Source organism: Lelliottia nimipressuralis, assembly GCF_004115925.1.
Taxonomy (GTDB): domain Bacteria; phylum Pseudomonadota; class Gammaproteobacteria; order Enterobacterales; family Enterobacteriaceae; genus Enterobacter; species Enterobacter nimipressuralis.
This window is the reverse complement of the sequence record NZ_SDDX01000001.1, coordinates 168,906-188,151: the sequence shown is the minus strand read 5'-3', so window position 1 is coordinate 188,151 and position 19,246 is coordinate 168,906. Positions and strand designations below refer to the sequence as shown.

Annotated in this window: 19 protein-coding genes, 1 tRNA gene and 1 riboswitch; of the genes, 12 read left to right on the top strand and 8 right to left on the bottom strand. The window is 53.6% G+C overall.

Annotated elements, in window-relative coordinates; genetic code table 11:
• Positions 1–36: 36 nt before the first annotated feature.
• Positions 37–558 carry a DedA family protein gene (locus ETG88_RS00815; protein ID WP_129034353.1) on the bottom strand — a complete coding sequence of 174 codons (522 nt, stop codon included), beginning with the start codon at positions 556–558 and terminating at the stop codon, positions 37–39.
• Between the two features lie 158 nt (positions 559–716).
• A riboswitch (M-box (ykoK) riboswitch) is annotated at positions 717–886 on the top strand.
• 60 nt (positions 887–946) lie between these two features.
• Here ETG88_RS00815 and ETG88_RS00810 point away from each other — a divergent pair.
• Positions 947–1,948, top strand: coding sequence for a magnesium transporter (locus tag ETG88_RS00810; RefSeq protein WP_129034352.1), 1,002 nt, complete (start codon positions 947–949; stop codon positions 1,946–1,948).
• A gap of 257 nt (positions 1,949–2,205) precedes the next feature.
• On the opposite strand, the gene ETG88_RS00805 is transcribed toward ETG88_RS00810, so the two are convergent.
• Together ETG88_RS00805 and ETG88_RS00800 are read right to left on the bottom strand one after the other, a co-directional pair.
• Positions 2,206–2,293 (bottom strand) — tRNA-Ser (locus tag ETG88_RS00805).
• Between the two features lie 145 nt (positions 2,294–2,438).
• Positions 2,439–4,067, bottom strand: a complete 1,629-nt coding sequence (locus tag ETG88_RS00800) for an ABC transporter substrate-binding protein (protein WP_107703911.1) — start codon at positions 4,065–4,067, stop codon at positions 2,439–2,441.
• 266 nt (positions 4,068–4,333) lie between these two features.
• Between ETG88_RS00800 and yccA the strand changes: the two genes are divergently transcribed.
• The gene (yccA, locus tag ETG88_RS00790; protein ID WP_100780672.1) at positions 4,334–4,993 is read left to right on the top strand and encodes an FtsH protease modulator YccA; all 660 of its coding nucleotides are present in this window, start codon (positions 4,334–4,336) and stop codon (positions 4,991–4,993) included.
• 87 nt (positions 4,994–5,080) lie between these two features.
• A complete protein-coding gene (gene tusE / locus ETG88_RS00785) occupies positions 5,081–5,410 on the top strand; it encodes a sulfurtransferase TusE (protein ID WP_100780673.1) in 330 nt (109 codons plus the stop codon).
• Here tusE and yccX read toward each other — a convergent pair.
• The gene (gene yccX, locus ETG88_RS00780; RefSeq protein ID WP_100780674.1) at positions 5,407–5,688 is read right to left on the bottom strand and encodes an acylphosphatase; all 282 of its coding nucleotides are present in this window, start codon (positions 5,686–5,688) and stop codon (positions 5,407–5,409) included. The two genes, tusE and yccX, sit on opposite strands and share 4 nt — an antisense overlap.
• A 94-nt stretch (positions 5,689–5,782) precedes the next feature.
• On the opposite strand from yccX, the gene rlmI reads away from it, so the two are divergent.
• Together rlmI and hspQ are read left to right on the top strand one after the other, a co-directional pair.
• A complete protein-coding gene (gene rlmI / locus ETG88_RS00775; protein WP_100780675.1) occupies positions 5,783–6,973 on the top strand; it encodes a 23S rRNA (cytosine(1962)-C(5))-methyltransferase RlmI in 1,191 nt (396 codons plus the stop codon).
• Positions 6,974–7,033: 60 nt separating this feature from the next.
• Positions 7,034–7,351 carry a heat shock protein HspQ gene (gene hspQ / locus ETG88_RS00770; RefSeq protein ID WP_100780676.1) on the top strand — a complete coding sequence of 106 codons (318 nt, stop codon included), beginning with the start codon at positions 7,034–7,036 and terminating at the stop codon, positions 7,349–7,351.
• Positions 7,352–7,386: 35 nt separating this feature from the next.
• On the opposite strand, the gene ETG88_RS00765 is transcribed toward hspQ, so the two are convergent.
• Positions 7,387–7,800 (bottom strand): CoA-binding protein, encoded by a 414-nt coding sequence (locus ETG88_RS00765; RefSeq protein WP_100780677.1) that lies wholly within the window; start codon positions 7,798–7,800, stop codon positions 7,387–7,389.
• A gap of 173 nt (positions 7,801–7,973) precedes the next feature.
• On the opposite strand from ETG88_RS00765, the gene csgI reads away from it, so the two are divergent.
• A complete protein-coding gene (csgI, locus tag ETG88_RS00760) occupies positions 7,974–8,636 on the top strand; it encodes a curli synthesis inhibitor (RefSeq protein WP_100780678.1) in 663 nt (220 codons plus the stop codon).
• An 87-nt stretch (positions 8,637–8,723) separates the two neighbouring features.
• Positions 8,724–9,182: a methylglyoxal synthase gene (gene mgsA, locus ETG88_RS00755; RefSeq protein ID WP_100780679.1), complete on the top strand. Its 459-nt coding sequence runs from the start codon at positions 8,724–8,726 to the stop codon at positions 9,180–9,182.
• Between the two features lie 42 nt (positions 9,183–9,224).
• On the opposite strand, the gene helD is transcribed toward mgsA, so the two are convergent.
• On the bottom strand, positions 9,225–11,279 hold the full coding sequence (gene helD, locus ETG88_RS00750; RefSeq protein ID WP_129034351.1) for a DNA helicase IV: 2,055 nt from the start codon (positions 11,277–11,279) through the stop codon (positions 9,225–9,227).
• Between the two features lie 123 nt (positions 11,280–11,402).
• Between helD and ETG88_RS00745 the strand changes: the two genes are divergently transcribed.
• The gene (locus ETG88_RS00745) at positions 11,403–11,849 is read left to right on the top strand and encodes a YccF domain-containing protein (protein ID WP_107703917.1); all 447 of its coding nucleotides are present in this window, start codon (positions 11,403–11,405) and stop codon (positions 11,847–11,849) included.
• Between the two features lie 19 nt (positions 11,850–11,868).
• Positions 11,869–14,031, top strand: coding sequence for a YccS family putative transporter (gene yccS / locus ETG88_RS00740; RefSeq protein ID WP_129034350.1), 2,163 nt, complete (start codon positions 11,869–11,871; stop codon positions 14,029–14,031).
• On the opposite strand, the gene ETG88_RS00735 is transcribed toward yccS, so the two are convergent.
• The gene (locus ETG88_RS00735) at positions 13,988–14,614 is read right to left on the bottom strand and encodes a TfoX/Sxy family DNA transformation protein (protein WP_100780904.1); all 627 of its coding nucleotides are present in this window, start codon (positions 14,612–14,614) and stop codon (positions 13,988–13,990) included. The genes yccS and ETG88_RS00735 overlap by 44 nt on opposite strands.
• A gap of 218 nt (positions 14,615–14,832) precedes the next feature.
• Here ETG88_RS00735 and sulA point away from each other — a divergent pair, with 218 nt between their 5' ends.
• Both sulA and ompA read left to right on the top strand, forming a co-directional pair.
• Positions 14,833–15,342 carry an SOS-induced cell division inhibitor SulA gene (gene sulA, locus ETG88_RS00730; RefSeq protein ID WP_129034349.1) on the top strand — a complete coding sequence of 170 codons (510 nt, stop codon included), beginning with the start codon at positions 14,833–14,835 and terminating at the stop codon, positions 15,340–15,342.
• A gap of 357 nt (positions 15,343–15,699) precedes the next feature.
• Positions 15,700–16,755, top strand: coding sequence for a porin OmpA (gene ompA, locus ETG88_RS00720; RefSeq protein WP_123429141.1), 1,056 nt, complete (start codon positions 15,700–15,702; stop codon positions 16,753–16,755).
• Positions 16,756–16,818: 63 nt separating this feature from the next.
• On the opposite strand, the gene matP is transcribed toward ompA, so the two are convergent.
• Positions 16,819–17,271: a macrodomain Ter protein MatP gene (gene matP, locus ETG88_RS00715; protein ID WP_100780685.1), complete on the bottom strand. Its 453-nt coding sequence runs from the start codon at positions 17,269–17,271 to the stop codon at positions 16,819–16,821.
• Between the two features lie 186 nt (positions 17,272–17,457).
• Between matP and ETG88_RS00710 the strand changes: the two genes are divergently transcribed.
• The gene (locus ETG88_RS00710) at positions 17,458–19,218 is read left to right on the top strand and encodes an AAA family ATPase (protein WP_129034348.1); all 1,761 of its coding nucleotides are present in this window, start codon (positions 17,458–17,460) and stop codon (positions 19,216–19,218) included.
• Positions 19,219–19,246 lie beyond the last annotated feature (28 nt).

Here is a 19,246-nt window from a genome sequence, read left to right as displayed (position 1 = left end):
TGATGTGGCTGGAAAGCGTGTGATCCGCGTGAACGGCTAAAGCCCCCCGGGAGAAAACCCGGCGCTGATGCCGATCACCGCGCCGACATACAGCGCCGCCCAAACGGCGGCAGAGATCAGGCTCACTGCGTAAACCTTCCCGACATTCACTCTGAGCATCCCCGCCGCCAGCGGTACGATGTAGCGCAGCACCGCCAGAAAACGGGCAGTGAATAATACTGCCACGCTGTTTTTCTCTAACTGATGCTGGATGCGTAAAAAGCGATCGGCATGTTTTGCACTCAGGCGCATCATCATCCGCGTATTGCCCATGAACTGCCCCAGATGGTAATTCAACACTGAGCCGCACGTCGCACCCATCACCACGGCAAGCCAGGCTAGCGCGGGCGAAAGCGTTGTCTGACTGACGGTAATCCCACCAAGCAACATTAGCGACGCGGGCGGAAGAATGGAGGAGACAAACACCGTTGATTTGCAGAACGCCATTACCGCCAGCAAGGCGAACAATTGCGCCGGATAGTGTGCAAAATGATTAAGCAAATTATTGAGCCATTCCATCGCAGCGCCTCTTTAGAAAGGGGAATCTGCTATTTAAAATGAAATGAATTAAATAAAACCTCAACGCGGATTAAATATATTTAACCTAAACCGTTCGTCAACATTATTGATATTTTAAAGCAGCATTTAAAAACTGGCGTATTATCCCTACCGCTTTACTACGATCTCGTTATGGCGAGGCTCCTGTACAAATACACGTTATCGCTCTGGTGGTTTCGAGAGAAACTACACAGGGTAAAACAGGCACTGTCGAATCAAGGCTTTGTCAGTATAACTTCCCTTAGGGGATACGGTGTACAGTGCTGAACCCAGGACGTGGGGATCTCCTCTTCGACATGCCCTGTCTTGCTCGCCCCTGAGAGATAATTATATTCAAAGGGAATTCACTATGTCTTACACCATCCATAATTCACTTCCGGCATTTAACGACAGCGCCATCGCGCAATATATGAATACGGATTTTATTGTCCTCGACGCATCATTATGTGTCGCGCTGGCGCGTGAACATTTCTTCGCACAATTAAAAGATGACGATATTCCAACGCATATTTTTATTGAAAATAATGGCCGATTGGCCGGAATGATTTCGGTCAGAGCGTTATTACAGGAAGCCAATACCGTTCAGGCCGTGAGCGCGCTGATGGTCTCTCAGTTTTTGCAGGTTAAACCCGACGATGAGCGTGCAGAAGTGGCTGCCCTGCTGAGCCATGCCGGTGTTGACGTGGTACCGGTGGTCACCCACGGGAAACTGGTGGGTTGTCTCACCGAGCGTGAAATTGCGCATTTGCTGGAAGATGACGTGACGGAAGATGCGCAGCGCCAGGGGGCAACGCTGCCTCTGGAGCGGCCTTACCTCGAAACCAGCGCCGTGCAGCTATGGAAAAAACGTGCCGTCTGGCTATTGCTGCTGTTCGTCGCAGAGGCCTACACCAGCACTGTGCTTCAGCATTTTGAAGATGCTCTCGAATCCGCGATCGCCCTGGCGTTCTTTATTCCGTTGCTCATTGGCACCGGCGGCAACAGCGGCACGCAGATTACCTCCACGCTGGTCCGTGCAATGGCGCTGGGTGAAGTTGGGCTGAAAGACCTGGGACGCGTGCTGCGTAAAGAGATGACCACCTCGGTGATGATTGCCGTTACGCTCGGGCTGGCAGGCTGTGTGCGCGCCTGGATGATGGGCATTGGAATGGACATTACGCTTATCGTGAGCTTGACGCTGGTGTGCATCACCCTCTGGAGCGCCATTGTCTCGTCAGTGATCCCAATGGTGCTAAAACGCTGCGGCATCGACCCTGCAGTGGTTTCCGCGCCGTTTATCGCCACCTTTATCGACGGAACAGGCCTGATTATCTATTTCAAAATCGCGCAGTACACGCTGGGTCTGGAGTGAAAGGCGCCTAGCCTAAACCAAAGCCTCGCGAGAGCCGGGAATGCGCCCCCGGCTCTCGCAACATCTTCGACGTGCAGTGATCAACATTCCCATCATTCAACCACATCGGTAACGTCCCGCCCTTCATCGGGCTAAAACTCTCCTTTCCGTGCGCTGCTGGCAATGCCTGTACAGGCTTTGGATTGAGCCAAAGAAGATTCTGATGAAAAGAGAGCAAAAAAAAGGGGTTACCTTTCGGTAACCCCTTTTTTCGTATTTGGCGGAAGCGTAGAGATTCGAACTCTAGAACCCTTTCGGGTCGCCGGTTTTCAAGACCGGTGCCTTCAACCGCTCGGCCACGCTTCCGGTATGGGGCGCACTATAAACACCTCCGTACTTCGTGTAAAGCATCAATGTGTTCGTTTGCTTCAAAAATAGCCAAAACGATGTTAATCGGTTGAAATAACAACGCATTGACTATTTTGTCAGCACAAAATAGCCCATTTACGGCTTAATGCTTTTTGATGTACATGTCCTTCGTGAAGTAATAACCCAGTTTATCCGGCGTAAATCCACCCACCCATGGCTTAATTAAATGCGTACGGACGTAGTGATACACCGGAATAGCGGGCACATCCTGGCCCAACAGGTCTTCCGCCTGCTGGTAGAACTTGCCGCGCTCCTCGGTGGTTTTGGCTTTCGCCGCATCCACCAGCGCCTTGTCATAGGCCGGGTTGCTGTACTGGCTGGTATTTTCGCTGTCGCCGGTGCGGAAATTGTTCAGGAAGGTCGCGGCGTCATCGTAGTCGGCAATCCAGGCGTAGCGCACGGCATCGAAATTGTGCGTGTGCATGGTATCCAGCATGGTTTTCCACTCCTGGTTTTGCAGCTTCGCTTCCACGCCGAGATTTTTCTTCCACATGGAGCTGGCGGCGATGGCGATACGCTGATGGGATTCCGACGTGTTATAGAGCAAATTGAAACTGAGCGGATGGCTGTCGTTGAATCCCGCTTCGCTGAGCAGTTTTTTCGCCTCTGCGATGCGTTTGTCGATTGGCCAGCTCGCGTACTCTGGCGCCTTAAGTTTCACGCCGCCGATGTCCGGCTGACTGATCACCCACGCCGGGCGCTGCCCCTGCCCTAATACTTTCTCGGCAATAATGTCCTTATCCAGGGCCATGTTTAACGCTTTACGCACCCGCACGTCGTTGAACGGCGGTCGGGTGGTGTTGAATTCGTAGTAATAGGTGGCAAGCTGCGGGGAGACATCCAGTTCTGCGCCCAGCGTTTTCTTCAACTGGGCAAACTGGTTGATGGGCACCGTATAGACGATATCAATTTCACCCGCTTTGTAGCGGTTCACGTCCGAGGCTTCAGAGGTGATCGGCAGATACGTCACTTTATTGATCACCGTGTGGGCGTTATCCCAGTAGCGCGGGTTACGCTCAGCAACGATACGTTCGTTGACCACCCACTGTGAGAGTTTGTACGCGCCGCTGCTGACAAAGTGCTCGGGCTTGGTCCATTTGTCGCCGAAGCGGCTTATCAGCACTTTATCGACCGGCACCAGCGACGGGTGCGCCAGCATGGCGAGGAACGCCGCATTCGGCTGTGTCAGCGTCACTTCGAGGGTGGTGTCGTTAATCGCCTTCACGCCCAGCGTGTCGGGCTTTTGCTTCCCCTGCGCGATATCGGTCGCATTCACAATATGCATGTTGCCAGGGTAGCTGGCGTAGGGTGACGCGGTGTTAGGATCAACCAGACGCTGCCAGCTCCAGACAATATCCTGAGCGGTAATCGCAGAGCCGTCACTCCAGGTGATGCCAGGGCGCAAGTGGAAGGTCCAGACGGTGTTGTCTTTATTTTCCCATTTCTCTGCCAGGCGCGGCTGAATTTCCCCCGCCGGTGAGACACTCACCAGCCCTTCGAACAAATCACTGATAATATTGAATTCGACATCGCTTTCGACTTTGTGGGGATCGAGCGATGCCGGCTCGCTGCCGTTATTCCTGACCAGTTCCTGTTTCTCTGCCAGCTGCGTTCCTGCTGGTACACTGGCCGCCCAGGCCGTTGTGCTGGCGCACAAGATCCCTGCCGTCAGTAAAGAGAGTGTAAAGTGAGTGCGTGATGCTGATTTCATTGTTTCGCCTTATTGTGGGTTTTTGACGATGCGTATTCACTCTTAGCGCTCAAAGATAAATAAGGCAATATTTTTCAGTAACCTATAAGATGTTGATCTGATTAAATTCGTCAAACCGATATTCATTCTGTTGAAATGGATTTCTTTGAAACAAAGCACCAATGCAGGCCCTAAGGTGCTGAGTAAAGATGGGTAAAACCACTTTGTAACTGGCAAGACCTTTCTTATTCTTGCCGTTAATTACATCTGTCATAAGAGAGTGACTCATGGATCGTATTATTAGTTCTTCACGCGACCGCACATCGCTACTCAGCACCCACAAAGTGCTGCGCAATACCTATTTCATGCTCAGCCTGACCCTGGCGTTTTCCGCCATTACCGCAACGGCCAGCACCGTGCTGATGTTGCCGTCTCCGGGCCTGATTCTGACGCTGGTGGGCATGTATGGTCTGATGTTCCTGACCTATAAAACCGCTGACAAACCGATTGGTATTCTGTCTGCGTTCGCTTTCACTGGCTTCCTGGGTTATATCCTGGGACCAATCCTCAACGCCTATCTGTCTGCGGGCATGGGTGATGTGATTGGCATGGCGCTGGGTGGTACGGCACTGGTGTTCTTCTGCTGCTCCGCTTACGTCCTGACGACCCGTAAAGACATGTCTTTCCTCGGCGGAATGCTGATGGCGGGTATCGTGATTGTACTGGTCGGCATGGTGGCAAACATCTTCCTGCAGCTGCCTGCCCTGCACCTGGCGATTAGCGCGGTGTTCATCCTGATCTCCTCCGGGGCGATCCTGTATGAAACCAGCAACATCATTCATGGCGGCGAAACGAACTACATTCGTGCTACCGTGAGCCTGTATGTGTCGCTGTACAATATCTTCGTCAGCCTGTTGAGCATCCTGGGCTTCGCCAGCCGCGATTAACAGACAGTGCGTCGAAACAAGCCCCGCTTATGCGGGGCTTTGTTTTTTGGTACACTGCGCGGGTTTTCGATTGACGTGTGAATGACTATGTTGAGCTTTGAAGGTAAAGAGATAGAAACCGATAACGACGGCTATCTGAAAGAGAGCAGCCAGTGGAGCGAAGGCCTTGCCGAGGTGATTGCCGAGAAAGAGGCTATTACCCTGACGCCGGAGCACTGGGAAGTGGTGCGCTTTGTGCGCGACTTCTATCTGGAATTCAACACCTCTCCCGCCATCCGTATGCTGGTGAAGGCGATGGCCAACAAGTTTGGCGAAGAGAAAGGCAATAGCCGCTATCTGTATCGCCTGTTCCCGAAAGGGCCAGCGAAACAGGCGACCAAAATCGCCGGTTTGCCCAAGCCCGTGAAGTGTATTTAATAGCGAATACCGAAATCCACATAGTCGCGGCCGGGTTGATGCGGTTCGGTTAAAACCTTTTCAACCCGTGCGCTACGTGGCCCGCCCGCTTTCAGCCAGGCGACCAGTTTTTCGACTTGCTCAGCGTCGCCACAGGCCACCACTTCCACGCTGCCGTCATCCATATTGCGCGCATAGCCCGTCAGCCCAAGCTGTAACGCTTCGCGCTGCGTACTGTAGCGAAACCCGACGCCCTGAACGGTGCCGTGAACCCAGGCGATTGTGCAGACTTTTGACATCATCGTTCCCCTTAATCCTGTCTGGCGCGTTGCATTTCCCCACTGAACTCGGGAAAATGGCCGCCAATTCATTGAATCAACAGAATAGCAAATTATGAGTGTACGTTTAGTGTTAGCCAAAGGGCGCGAGAAATCATTATTGCGCCGTCATCCCTGGGTGTTTTCTGGTGCCGTTGCCCGCATGGAAGGGAAAGCCAGCCTCGGTGAAACCATCGATATTGTTGACCATCAGGGGAAATGGTTAGCGCGCGGCGCATACTCGCCTGCTTCTCAGATCCGTGCGCGCGTCTGGAGCTTTGATAAAGACGAAACCATCGATATCGCCTTCTTCACCCGCCGTTTACAGCAGGCGCAGGAGTGGCGTGACTGGCTGGCGAAACGTGACGGGCTGGACAGCTATCGACTGATTGCCGGCGAGTCCGACGGTCTGCCGGGCGTGACCATCGACCGCTTCGGCAACTTTCTGGTGCTTCAGCTCCTGAGCGCAGGCGCAGAGTATCAGCGCGCCGCGTTAATCAGTGCCCTGCAGGGCCTTTACCCTGACTGCGCTATTTACGATCGCAGCGATGTCGCGGTGCGTAAAAAAGAGGGGATGGAGCTGACGCAAGGTCCGGTCACCGGTGAACTGCCGCCTGCCCTGCTGCCTATTGAAGAGCATGGTATGAAGCTGTACGTCGACATCCAGGGTGGCCATAAAACCGGCTATTACCTCGATCAGCGCGACAGCCGCCTGGCGACGCGCCAGTACGTTGCGAATAAACGCGTGCTGAACTGCTTCTCCTACACCGGCGGATTTGCCGTTTCGGCACTGATGGGCGGGTGCAGCCAGGTGGTCAGCGTCGACACCTCGCAGGAAGCGCTGGACGTGGCAAAACAGAACGTTGAGCTGAACAAGCTGGATCTGAGCAAAGCCGAATTTGTCCGCGATGACGTGTTCAAACTGCTGCGCAAATACCGCGATCAGGGGGAGAAATTCGATGTCATCGTGATGGACCCGCCGAAGTTCGTGGAAAACAAAAGCCAGCTGATGGGCGCCTGCCGTGGCTATAAAGACATCAACATGCTTGCCATTCAGTTGCTCAATCCAGGCGGCATTTTGCTGACCTTCTCCTGCTCAGGCCTGATGACCACCGATTTATTTCAGAAACTGATCGCAGATGCCGCTGTAGATGCGGGCCGTGATGTACAATTTATAGAGCAGTTCCGTCAGGCGGCCGATCACCCGGTGATCGCTACCTACCCGGAAGGGCTGTATCTGAAAGGGTTTGCCTGTCGCGTCATGTAGCTTGAAAAGTGGAATGTTGCCCATACATCGGATGTAAGTAACATTTCCCGGGAGGTGACTATGATTGCCAGCAAATACGGTATCGGCCAGCAGGTGCGCCACTCCCTGTTAGGGTATCTGGGTGTGGTGGTGGATATTGACCCGGAATACTCCCTTGATGAACCGTCAGCGGATGAGCTGGCGGTAAACGCCGAGCTTCGCGCCGCGCCCTGGTACCATGTGGTTATGGAAGACGACGATGGCCAGCCGGTTCACACTTATCTCGCCGAAGCGCAGTTAAGCAGTGAGCTGCAAAAGGAACATCCGGAGCAGCCTTCAATGGATGAACTGGCCCAGACCATCCGCAAACAGCTCCAGGCCCCGCGCCTGCGGAACTAACCTGAAAAAAGCCCGAATCGCTCGGGCTTTTTTTATTACTTCGCCAGACCCAGACGCGGAATATCAATCGCCGGGCAGCGATCCATCACCACGTTTAATCCCGCATCACGCGCCAGCACGGCCGCCTGTTCGTTAATTACGCCCAGCTGCATCCACAAGGTTTTCGCGCCTATGGCAATCGCCTCTTGCGCCACACCCCAGGCCGCCTCGGAGTTACGAAACACATCCACCATATCCACCTTTTCAGGCACATCCGCAAGGGTGGCGTACCCCTGCTGCCCCAGCAGAGTTTTACCCGCGACCTTCGGTGAAACGGGGATGACGTGATAGCCCTGGTCGAGAAGATATTTCATCACCCGATAGCTCGGGCGATCGGGTTTATCACTGGCGCCCACCAGCGCGATGGTATGGGTTGAGGTCAGAATGCCGACAATATCGTTCTCTTTCATAATGTTTCTCCTGGCTTTTTTTTAAGTGTACGTCAAAGCACATCAGGCAACCATTCATCCCATACATCTGTATGAGGGCAAAACCCGGGAATATGTCTATATGTTAGTAAACGTGTTTATCGAAAAATTTAGATACATTATTACGACGAAAGAATTTTCGACAGGAGCATCCTATGAAGACCGGCATTGCCTCTGCTGTGATTGCATTATTGATGCCGGTCTGCGTATATGCCACGACGCTGCGATTATCTACCGACATCGATCTGCTGGTGCTGGACGGTAAAAAAGTGTCCAGCTCGCTCCTGCGCGGTGCCGACAGCATTGAGCTGGATAACGGGCCGCACCAGATCGTCTTTCGCGTCGAAAAAAACATTCGCCTCTCCAATCACGAACAACGTCTCTATATCTCCCCGCCGCTGGTGGTGAGCTTCAACACGCAGAAGATCAGTCAGGTTAATTTTAATCTACCGCGGCTGGAAACGGAAAAAGAGTCCGATGCTTTTGAGGCCGCACCGAAACTGGAATTGCTCGACGGCGATGCGATGCCCATTCCGGTGAAACTGGATATTCTCGCCCTCACCAAAACGCCGAAGGGGCTGGATTACGAAGCGGATACGGAGCGCTATAACAAAGCGGGTAAAACGGCGTCACTGCCGAAATTTGCAACCATGATGGCGGATGACAGCACGCTGCTGTCCGGCGTTTCGGAGCTGGACGTTATTCCACCGCAGTCGCAGACGCTTACCGAGCAGCGCCTCAAATTCTGGTTCCAGCAGGCCGATCCCGACACCCGCACGCGATTTTTACAGTGGGCAAAGCAACAACCTTCGTCTTAAGCCGCATTTTTTTGCCCTTTCTCTTGCAGCCTCAGGCGGTTCCCGTCATCGTGTAGCCAGTTAACCTGAACCTGACGGAAAGAGATTATGGAACTGACGACACGTACCCTGCCAGAGCGCAAACACATTGCTCTGGTCGCGCACGATCACTGCAAAAAAATGCTGCTGAACTGGGTTCAGCGCCACCAGGCGTTGCTTGAAAAGCACACCCTTTCGGCAACGGGCACCACCGGTAATCTGATCCAACGTGAAACCGGATTAAACGTGAACGCCATGCTGAGCGGCCCCATGGGCGGCGACCAGCAGGTGGGCGCGCAGATTTCGGAAGGGAAAATTGATGTGCTGATTTTCTTCTGGGACCCGCTGAACGCGGTGCCGCACGATCCGGATGTGAAGGCCTTGCTGCGCCTGGCCACCGTCTGGAATATCCCGGTCGCCACTAACCTCTCTACGGCGGACTTTATCATTGAGTCACCGCAGTTCAACGCGCCGATTGAGATCCTGATTCCGGATTATCCGCGCTATCTGGCTGAGCGCTTGAAGTAAGTGTTTGCCGGGCGGCGGCTCCGCCTGTCCCGGCTTTTACCCTTAAGGCTTCTTCGCCACCGGCACATCGATATTCTTCAGAATCTCCACGAAGCGTGAGGGTTCGTCTTTGTTAAACAGCAGCCAGACGCGATGCCGTGCGCGGGTGATGGCCACATACAGAAGACGTCGCTCTTCTGCATCCGGGAAATCCTCTACCACAGGCAACAGCGCCTGTTCCATCACCGATTCCCGAGCCGGTGCCGGGAAGCCGTCACTCCCCTCCTGCAGCCCAAGTACAATCACGTAATCTGCCTGTTGCCCTTTGCTGGCATGGATGGTCATGAAATCGAGCGTGAGCTTAGGCCAGCGCGTGGCGGCTTTCTCGAGGATCGCCGGTTTCAGATGGTGATAACGCGCCAGCACCAAAATCCGTTCCTCGGCTTTGACATACCCACTCATCTTATCCAGCAAGGGTTCCAGCTGATCCTGGGGCAACAGCGTCACCGCTTTTTTATCCCCGGCGGAGAGACTGTTCAGCGGTTTCACCAGCTGATGGGGGTTCTGCTGAATAAAGCGGTTGGCGATTTCGCCGATGCGCGAGTTAAAACGGTACGTGGTATCGAGATCGCTGCGGTCACCCTCGCCAAAATAGTGGTGGAACGCCGTGGTCAGCGACAGCTGTGCGCCGCTAAAGCGGTAAATTGCCTGCCAGTCATCGCCCACCGCGAAGAGTGAGGTGTGTTTGTTTTGCGCGCGCAGCGCCGCCAGCAGCGCCGCACGCTGCGGGGAGATATCCTGAAACTCGTCCACCAGAATATGCTTCCACGGACTCACGAAACGCCCTTTTTCGAGGATGATAATCGCCTGATGAATCAGACCCGAGAAATCCACAGCATTCTCTTCTTTCAGCGCTGATTTCCAGGCTTTGAGAAGCGGAGCCAGCAGTTTGACACGTTTGGAAAACAGCGCCCGCACCTCTTCTGGCGCATTCTCAATCATCTCCGCTTGCGAGCCGCCGTGCATGCGCATCAGGCTCACCCAGCGATCGAGGCGCGAACCGAGACGGCGCGCCAGTTTCTCATCCTGCCAGAAGCTGCCTTCCGGCACAGTCCAGTTCAACTCTTCTTCCAGCCACTGCCGCCACCCTTTTGCTTGCGCCTTTTTCTCACTGCATTGCTGTTGCCAGGTGGTGACAAACAGCGACAGCCTGGCCTGGGTGTCGTTTTCCAGCTGACTGATAACCGGCACTTTTTTGCTGCCCTGCTGAATAATATGCAGTGCCAGCGCATGGAAGGTTCGCGCGCTGATATCACGCGTGTGCAAACGTTCCTGAATGCGCTCATCCATCTCCTGCGCCGCCTTGCGGCCAAAGGCCAGGAGCAAAATCTGATCTGCCGTTGCTTCACCCCGTGCGAGCAACCATCCGGCTCGCGCCACCAGCACAGAGGTCTTACCGCTGCCCGCGCCCGCAAGTACCAACAGCGAGTGTTCTCCGTTCACCACCGCACGCGCCTGAGCCGGATTCAGCGGCGACGATTCGATATTTTTGAAAAACCCAGCGTGCTGGGTCAGCATCTCATCCGTCCAGGCCTGGTTGTGCGCCAGTCGGCTTCGATCGATATCCGTCAGCCATGCTTTGCATTTGCGCCACGGTTCGCGGCAATTTTCAAACTCATCAAGACGAGAAACAGGCAGTGGCAGCGCGGTCAGCGCCTGCTGAATGCGCTGCTGCATCCCCGCCGTCTGGGCGCGGGTCAGCCATTTTTTTTGCTCCTGACTCTGAGCGATATCCGCCAAAACCTGCTGCAATACCTGCTCGGCCACCTGACTCATCTCTGTGCTCCACTGCTGCCAGAGGGTATTCAGATGATGATGAAAGCGCTGAGTTTCAGCCCATTCCGTACCGTGCAGACGCACGACTTTATCGGCAGGCAGGACGAACTCCAGCTCGCCCCACACCAGGCCGCGCTTGCAGTGAATGGCCAGCAACTGATTGAATGGAATAAGATATTCGTGGCGTTCGCCGGAAACTTTCACCCCGGCGTTAAGAAGGACAACCTTGTCGTACGGATGTTGCGCCAGGCGCTTGCCTAATGATGTTGCTTTTAGTTCCATGTCCAGCCTGATCCACGAAGTGATAGTTTGCTCATTAGTTTAACCGCCAGTTTTCAGGTGCTCCAGCCTAAAAAAACGTTACAATCATCAGGCTTTAATCATATCGAAAGGAAGTGAGGGTTTATGCGTACCGTTCTGAATATTTTGAATTTTGTCCTTGGCGGTTTTGCCACCACTCTTTCCTGGCTTTTCGCCACTCTGGTCAGCATCGTGCTGATCTTCACGCTTCCCCTGACGCGTTCGTGCTGGGAGATCACCAAACTCTCCCTGGTGCCCTACGGAAATGAAGCGGTTCACGTTGATGAACTCAACCCGGACAGCAAAAGTGTGCTGATGAATACGGGCGGCACGCTGCTTAATATTTTATGGCTGATCTTCTTTGGCTGGTGGTTGTGCCTGATGCACATCGCGGTCGGGATTACCCAGTGTATTACGATTATTGGTATCCCGGTCGGTATCGCCAACTTCAAGATTGCCGCGATTGCGCTCTGGCCCGTCGGTCGCCGCGTGGTTCCCGTGGAAGTCGCCCGGGCCGCACGCGAAGCCAATGCCCGTCGTCGTTTTCAGTAAATAAGGATACGCCGCCTTTATGCTAAGCCCTTTGCTTCGCAGATACACATGGAACAGTGCCTGGCTCTATAACGTCAGGATTTTTATCGCGCTTTGCGGTGCGGCTGCCGTGCCGTGGTGGCTGGGTGAGATTAAACTCACGATCCCACTCACTCTGGGCGTGGTAGCCGGAGCACTGGCCGATCTGGACGACCGTCTGGCCGGGCGGCTGCGTAACCTGGTGATTACGCTGATCTGCTTTTTCATCGCCTCCGCGTCTGTAGAACTACTTTTCCCGTGGCCCTGGCTGTTTGCCCTTGGGCTGATGATCTCGACCAGCGGTTTTATTTTGCTGGGCGGGCTGGGGCAACGCTACGCCACCATTGCCTTTGGCGCGTTGCTGATTGCGATCTATACCATGCTGGGCGTTTCCCTTTACGACCAGTGGTATCAGCAGCCCCTGCTGCTGTTGGTAGGCGCAATCTGGTATAACCTGCTGACCTTAACCGGGCACCTTATCTTTCCGATTCGCCCCTTGCAGGATAATCTCGCCCGCAGCTACGAGCAGCTGGCGCACTACCTGGAACTGAAATCCAGGCTCTTCGATCCCGACATTGAAGATGAGAGCCAGGCGCCGCTTTACGATCTGGCGCTGGCTAACGGCCAGTTGGTTACCACGCTGAATCAAACCAAAGCCTCTCTGCTGACGCGTCTTCGTGGCGATCGCGGCCAGCGCGGCACGCGGCAAACGCTGCATTACTACTTCGTCGCCCAGGATATACATGAGCGCGCCAGCTCATCGCATATCCAGTACGCCGCGCTGCGCGAGAAGTTTCGCTATAGCGACGTGATGTTCCGCTTCCAGCGGATGCTGTCGATGCAGTCTCAGGCCTGCCAGCAACTTGCGCGATCGATTCTGCTGCGAACCCCCTACCAGCATGACCCTCGCTTCGAGCGTGCGTTCAGCCATCTTGATGCGGCGCTCGATCGGGTGCAGGCCAGCGGCACATCGCCAGAACAGATGAAAGCGCTGGGGTTCTTGCTCAGCAATTTACGCGCCATCGATGCGCAGCTCGCGACAATTCAGTCTGAACAGGCGCTGTCAGCGCCGGGTAGCGAGGTCGAAAATCAGCTTGCCGATGACAGTCCGCACGGCTTCGCGGACATGTGGCTGCGGTTAAGCCGCAACTTCACGCCGGAATCGGCGCTGTTCCGCCATGCCGTAAGAATGTCTGCTGTGCTGTGCGTCGGTTACGCCTTTATCCAGATAACCGGCCTGCATCACGGCTACTGGATTTTGCTCACCAGTCTGTTTGTTTGCCAGCCGAACTATAACGCCACCCGCCATCGACTGGCGCTACGCGTGATCGGCACGCTGGTCGGCGTCGCAATCGGCCTGCCGGTGCTGTACTTTGTTCCTTCCGTTGAAGGGCAACTGATCCTGATAGTCATTACGGGCGTGCTGTTCTTCGCCTTCCGTAATGTTCAGTATGCCCATGCCACCATGTTTATTACCCTGCTGGTGCTGCTGTGCTTTAACCTGCTGGGCGAAGGGTTCGAAGTCGCCCTGCCACGCGTCATCGATACGTTGATAGGCTGCGCGATTGCCTGGGCCGCTGTCAGTTTTATCTGGCCGGACTGGCGTTTTCGCAATCTGCCACGCGCCCTGGATCTCGCCATGAATGCGAACTGTCGCTATCTGGATGCGATCCTTGAGCAATATCATCAGGGCCGCGATAACCGTCTGGCGTATCGCATTGCCCGACGGGATGCCCATAACCGCGATGCAGAACTGGCGTCGGTGGTGTCAAACATGTCAACGGAGCCGCGTGCTACCGCAGAAATCCGGGAAGTCGCCTTTCGTCTGCTGTGTCTGAACCACACCTTCACCAGTTACATTTCAACGTTGGGCGCGCATCGTGAGCAGCTAACCGATCCAAACATCCTCGCACTGTTGGATGACGCGGTATGTTACGTTGACGATGCTCTCCATCATCGTCCCGCAGACGAACCGCGCGTGCAGAGTGCCATAGACGAACTGAGCCAGCGTATTGCGCATTGCGATCCTGGTACGGATAACAAGGCGCCACTCATACTCCAACAAATCGGTCTGCTCATTGCACTTCTGCCCGAAATCTGCCGGTTGCAGCAGCAGATTGCTACCTATCGGAATGACTATCCGGCAGTACAGGAAGCGCATTAAACCACTCCGTTAGCTCCCGGCGTCTGACCGTCGGGAGCGCAGCTTCATGCGTTCCTTCTATTGCCCCTGCCAGCGCAAACAACACTCTGATCCCCAGGTTCTTATTTCTGGCCCTGATTTTCAGCCAGCACTCCTCTGCCCCTAGCGCCCTCAGCATGGTTTCACTGGTGACGCCAGCTTCGCAGAGAAGCACTTCAATCTGAAACGTCAGGTTGGGCAAATCTTTGAGTCGCCGCCTCTGATGCCGTAGAGAGCGCTCCTGACGGGCGGCTTCAAGTGCAAAACTGGAAAGTTGCAATAGCCTTTCCCTGTCCTGCCATAGCCCGTCATCCACCCGGTAATAGTTCAGCAGTACAGGCCTGCCCCGTTTCAACAGAGTTAAAAATGAAGAGGACTGTTTTACACAGTACTGAGCGCTTTGTTCACAGGCTCGCAGGTAAAGCTCGCCATCAGAGACCATCGCAAACACGGCTTCATTCACCGCCAGGGTATAACCGCCGAAAAGGGCACGATGATGGATTTCACCCAACGGAGAGAGGTATTCCTGGGACTTATAGATCCGTTCATAAGATATCTTTTTCATGATATTCACCATATAAATCAAACATTAACGATGTGTTTTTCTTACTACCGGATCCGTTAGCAGGAAAATAGAAAACTTATTGTCACTCGGCAAGATTATTTTGCAGGACACGCCAATATCGAACCAATTTTGCGAGACGCTTTCCGAAAATGAGGTTGATCTTTAGTCGCACAGGGGTTACTGTATATTCATACAGTAACTACAGGGCTGGAATGATTATGCACACTTCAGACTATGCAAATCGCTTAACCTCTTTTTCTTCTTCCGCGGGTAAGGGCGCGCAGAAAACCTCCGGGCGTGTTTCTACCGGTTTGATCAGTGAAATCGTATATCGTGAAGACCAGCCCTTGATGACGCAACTGCTTTTATTGCCGCTTTTACAACAACTTGGTCAGCAGTCACGCTGGCAGCTGTGGTTAACCCCGCAGCAGAAATTGAGCCGCGAATGGGTGCAGTCGGCGGGCCTGCCGCTCACCAAAATGATGCAAAGCAGCCTGGTTTCGCCATGTCATACGGTTGATTCGATGGTTCGCGCTTTGCGCACCGGAAATTACAGTGTGGTAATCGGTTGGTTGTCAGAGGAATTGACGGAGGAAGAGCATTTTCGTCTGGCTGAAGCTGCTGAAGAAGGTGATGCGATCGGGTTCATTATGCGCCCAATTCGTCTTGATTCTCTCGGCAGAGGACACCTGTCCGGGCTAAAAATTCACTCTAATTTGTATCATTGAGTAAATTTAAGAGTATTCCTGGAACTTTTTTTGACAGTCGTAAGTGCAAATAGTTCCCTGACTAAAAACTTCGTCAACGCTTGTCTGGCGCGGTTTCCGTTAATTTTACTGCATAAAATACTCGCAAAAAATGTTAAATATTTTGTATACGGAACTTTTTTTTTTCATATGCCTGACAGAGTTCACACTTGTAAGTTTTCAACTACGTTGTAGACTTTACATCGCCAGGGGTGCTCGGTCTAAGCCGAAGATATCGGTAGAGTTACTAGTTTGAGCTCGCCCCCCGGTGAAGGATTTAACCGTGATTTCTCGACGAGATCTTCATGGCGATTTTTGGATGATAACGAGGCGCAAAAAATGAAAAAGACAGCTATCGCGATTGCAGTGGCACTGGCTGGCTTCGCTACCGTAGCGCAGGCCGCTCCGAAAGATAATACCTGGTATGCAGGTGGCAAACTGGGCTGGTCTCAGTTCCACGACACTGGCTGGTACAACAGCTCCCTGAACAACGATGGCCCAACTCACGAAAGCCAGCTCGGTGCAGGTGCGTTTGGTGGCTATCAGGTTAACCCGTATGTTGGCTTTGAAATGGGTTACGACTGGTTAGGTCGTATGCCATACAAAGGCGACAACGTTAACGGCGCATTCAAAGCTCAAGGCGTACAGCTGACCGCTAAACTGGGTTACCCAGTGACTGACGATCTGGACGTTTATACTCGTCTGGGCGGCATGGTATGGCGCGCTGACTCCAGCAATAGCGTTGCTGGCGACGACCACGACACTGGTGTTTCTCCAGTATTCGCTGGTGGTGTAGAGTGGGCAATGACCCGTGACATCGCTACCCGTCTGGAATACCAGTGGGTTAACAACATCGGCGACGGTAACACCGTTGGCGTTCGTCCTGACAACGGCATGCTGAGCGTAGGTGTTTCCTACCGTTTCGGCCAGCAGGAAGATGCAGCTCCGATCGTTGCTCCAGCTCCGGCTCCAGCTCCAGAAGTACAGACCAAGCACTTCACTCTGAAGTCTGACGTTCTGTTCAACTTCAACAAAGCAACTCTGAAACCAGAAGGTCAGCAGGCACTGGATCAGCTGTACACCCAGCTGAGCAACCTCGACCCTAAAGATGGTTCTGTAGTTGTTCTGGGCTTCACCGACCGTATCGGTTCTGACGCATACAACCAGAACCTGTCAGAGAAACGTGCTCAGTCTGTAGTTGATTACCTGGTATCTAAAGGTATCCCAGCTAACAAGATCTCCCCACGTGGTATGGGCGAATCTAACCCAGTGACTGGCAATACCTGTGACAACGTGAAAGCTCGCGCTGCACTGATCGACTGCCTGGCACCAGATCGTCGCGTTGAGATCGAAGTTAAAGGTATCAAAGACGTTGTAACTCAGCCTGCGGCATAAGTTATCGTCTTATAAAAAAACCCCGCTATGCGGGGTTTTTTATTGGCTAAAGAAAATGAGAAACTATTTTTTACCCAGCATCGCCTGAAGGTCATTTTTAAGCGTAGACATCTGGCTCGCGTATTTCTCTTTATGCTCCGCATCTTCAATGAGCTGCACGATCGTTTCCGATAAGGTTTTCCCGCGCCGTTGAGCAAGCCCCGCTAATCGCTGCCAGACCATAAACTCCAGGTCGATAGACTTCTTACGCGTGTGCTGATGCTCCGCGTTGAAATGGCGTTTGCGGCGCGCACGAATGGTCTGCTTCATGCGGTTTAGCAGAGCAGGATTGATGTGTTTCTCGATCCAGCCGTTGACCTGCACGGGCTCATTTTCGAGGGTCAGCAATAAATCTACCGCTTCTTTTGCAGCACTGGCTTCGATGTAGCAGGTGATCAGCTCGCCTTCTCGATGCTTTTTGACCAGATACTTCCATTTCCAGCCGCTTTCGAGATTTTCCAGTTGTTGATATTTCATCGCGATCTCAGTGTTACCTCGTAACTATGTTCAGAATATCAGTTTTTTGGCAATCTGCTGAAAAGAAATCATACCCAGTGACCCCTTACCGCGCATTCCCCGCCTGAAATCCCTAATACCACGTGGGAATGGGTCAAGGCTTGCGGTATAATCCACCGTTTTACATCTAACTAAAAAACATCAACTTTGACCATTACGAAACTAGCATGGCGTGACCTGGTTCCTGATACTGAGAGCTATCAGGAACTGTTTGCACAGCCAGACCTCGCAAAAGAACACGACTTCATCCTTAGCGATACGCAACCGCGTTTACATTACGCGCTTGAGCAGACGTTAAGCCCATGGACAACCTCCCCCTTCATGTTACTGAAGGCGCCAGAAGAAGCTGAATACCTGGCTCTGATGGCCGATGCCGTGCGTCAATTGCAACCAGAAACGGACACCGTTTTTGGCGGACAATATCGTATCGTGGGAAGTGATGTCACTTTCGAACCCGCCACGCAGGCTGATGATAATTTTGCCGCTACAGGCGAGGTCATTACCGCCGAGTGGGCCGAAGCGGAGCAATTGTTTGGCTGTCTTCGTCACTTTAACGGTCAGCTCAGTATCCAGCCGGGACTGGTGCACAAAGCCAATGGCGGTGTCCTGATCATCTCTCTGCGAACGCTGCTTGCACAGCCGTTGCTGTGGATGCGTCTGAAGAACATTGTGGCGCATCAGCGTTTCGACTGGATTGCCTATGATGAGTCCCGCCCGCTGCCTGTCGCTATTCCATCGATGCCCCTGTCACTGAAAGTAATTTTGACAGGCGATCGTGAGTCTCTGGCGGATTTTCAGGAGATGGAGCCGGAACTTGCCGATCAGGCCGTTTACACCGAATTTGAAGATAACATCCAGATCGCCGATGCAGACGACGTGACGCAATGGTGCCAATGGGTGCTGGCCGTCGCGGCACGTTATGCTCTTCCGATCCCTGCCACAGATGCCTGGACAGGTCTTATTCGTGAAGCCGCACGTGATACGGGCGATCAGGAAACCCTGCCGCTCTGTCCGCTGTGGATCAGCAAACAACTGCGCGAAACGGGCGTCATTAGCGGGCCGGGTACTTTTACCGGTGAGCAGTTCGCCCAGATGCTGGCACAGCGCGAATGGCGGGAAGGGTATCTCGCGGATCGTATGCAGGATGAAATCCTGCTGGAACAGATCCTCGTGGAAACCGAAGGCGAGCGTGTGGGGCAAATCAACGCCCTGTCGGTCATTGAGTTCCCTGGTCATCCGCGTGCCTTTGGCGAGCCTTCACGTATCAGCTGCGTCATCCACATTGGCGACGGCGAATTTACTGACGTTGAGCGCAAAGCCGAGCTGGGCGGCAACATTCATGCTAAAGGCATGATGATTATGCAGGCCTTCCTGATGTCACAGCTTCAGCTTGAGCAACAGCTGCCCTTCTCCGCCTCACTGACCTTTGAGCAGTCTTACAGTGAAGTGGACGGCGACAGCGCGTCTATGGCCGAGCTTTGTGCTGTTATCAGTGCGCTTGCGGATGTGCCGGTTAACCAGAGCATTGCTATCACCGGCTCTGTCGATCAGTTTGGTCGCGCTCAGCCGGTTGGCGGCCTGAATGAGAAAATCGAAGGCTTCTTCTCTATTTGCCAGCAGCGTGGATTGAGTGGCAAACAGGGCGTGATTATTCCTGCGCCAAACGCACGCCATCTGAGCCTGAGCCAGGCGGTACTGGATGCGGTGGATGCAGAGCAATTCAGTATCTGGGCCATCGACGATGTCACGGATGCGCTACCCTTACTGACAAATCAGGTCTGGGATGGCGAAGTGCAAACAACGCTGATGCAAACTATCCAGGAGCGTATCGCTCAGGCGATGCAACAGGATGCTCGTCATCGTTATCCATGGCCGTTACGCTGGTTAAGCTGGTTTAGCCCGAACTGATCGGACTTGTTCAGCGTACACGTGTTAG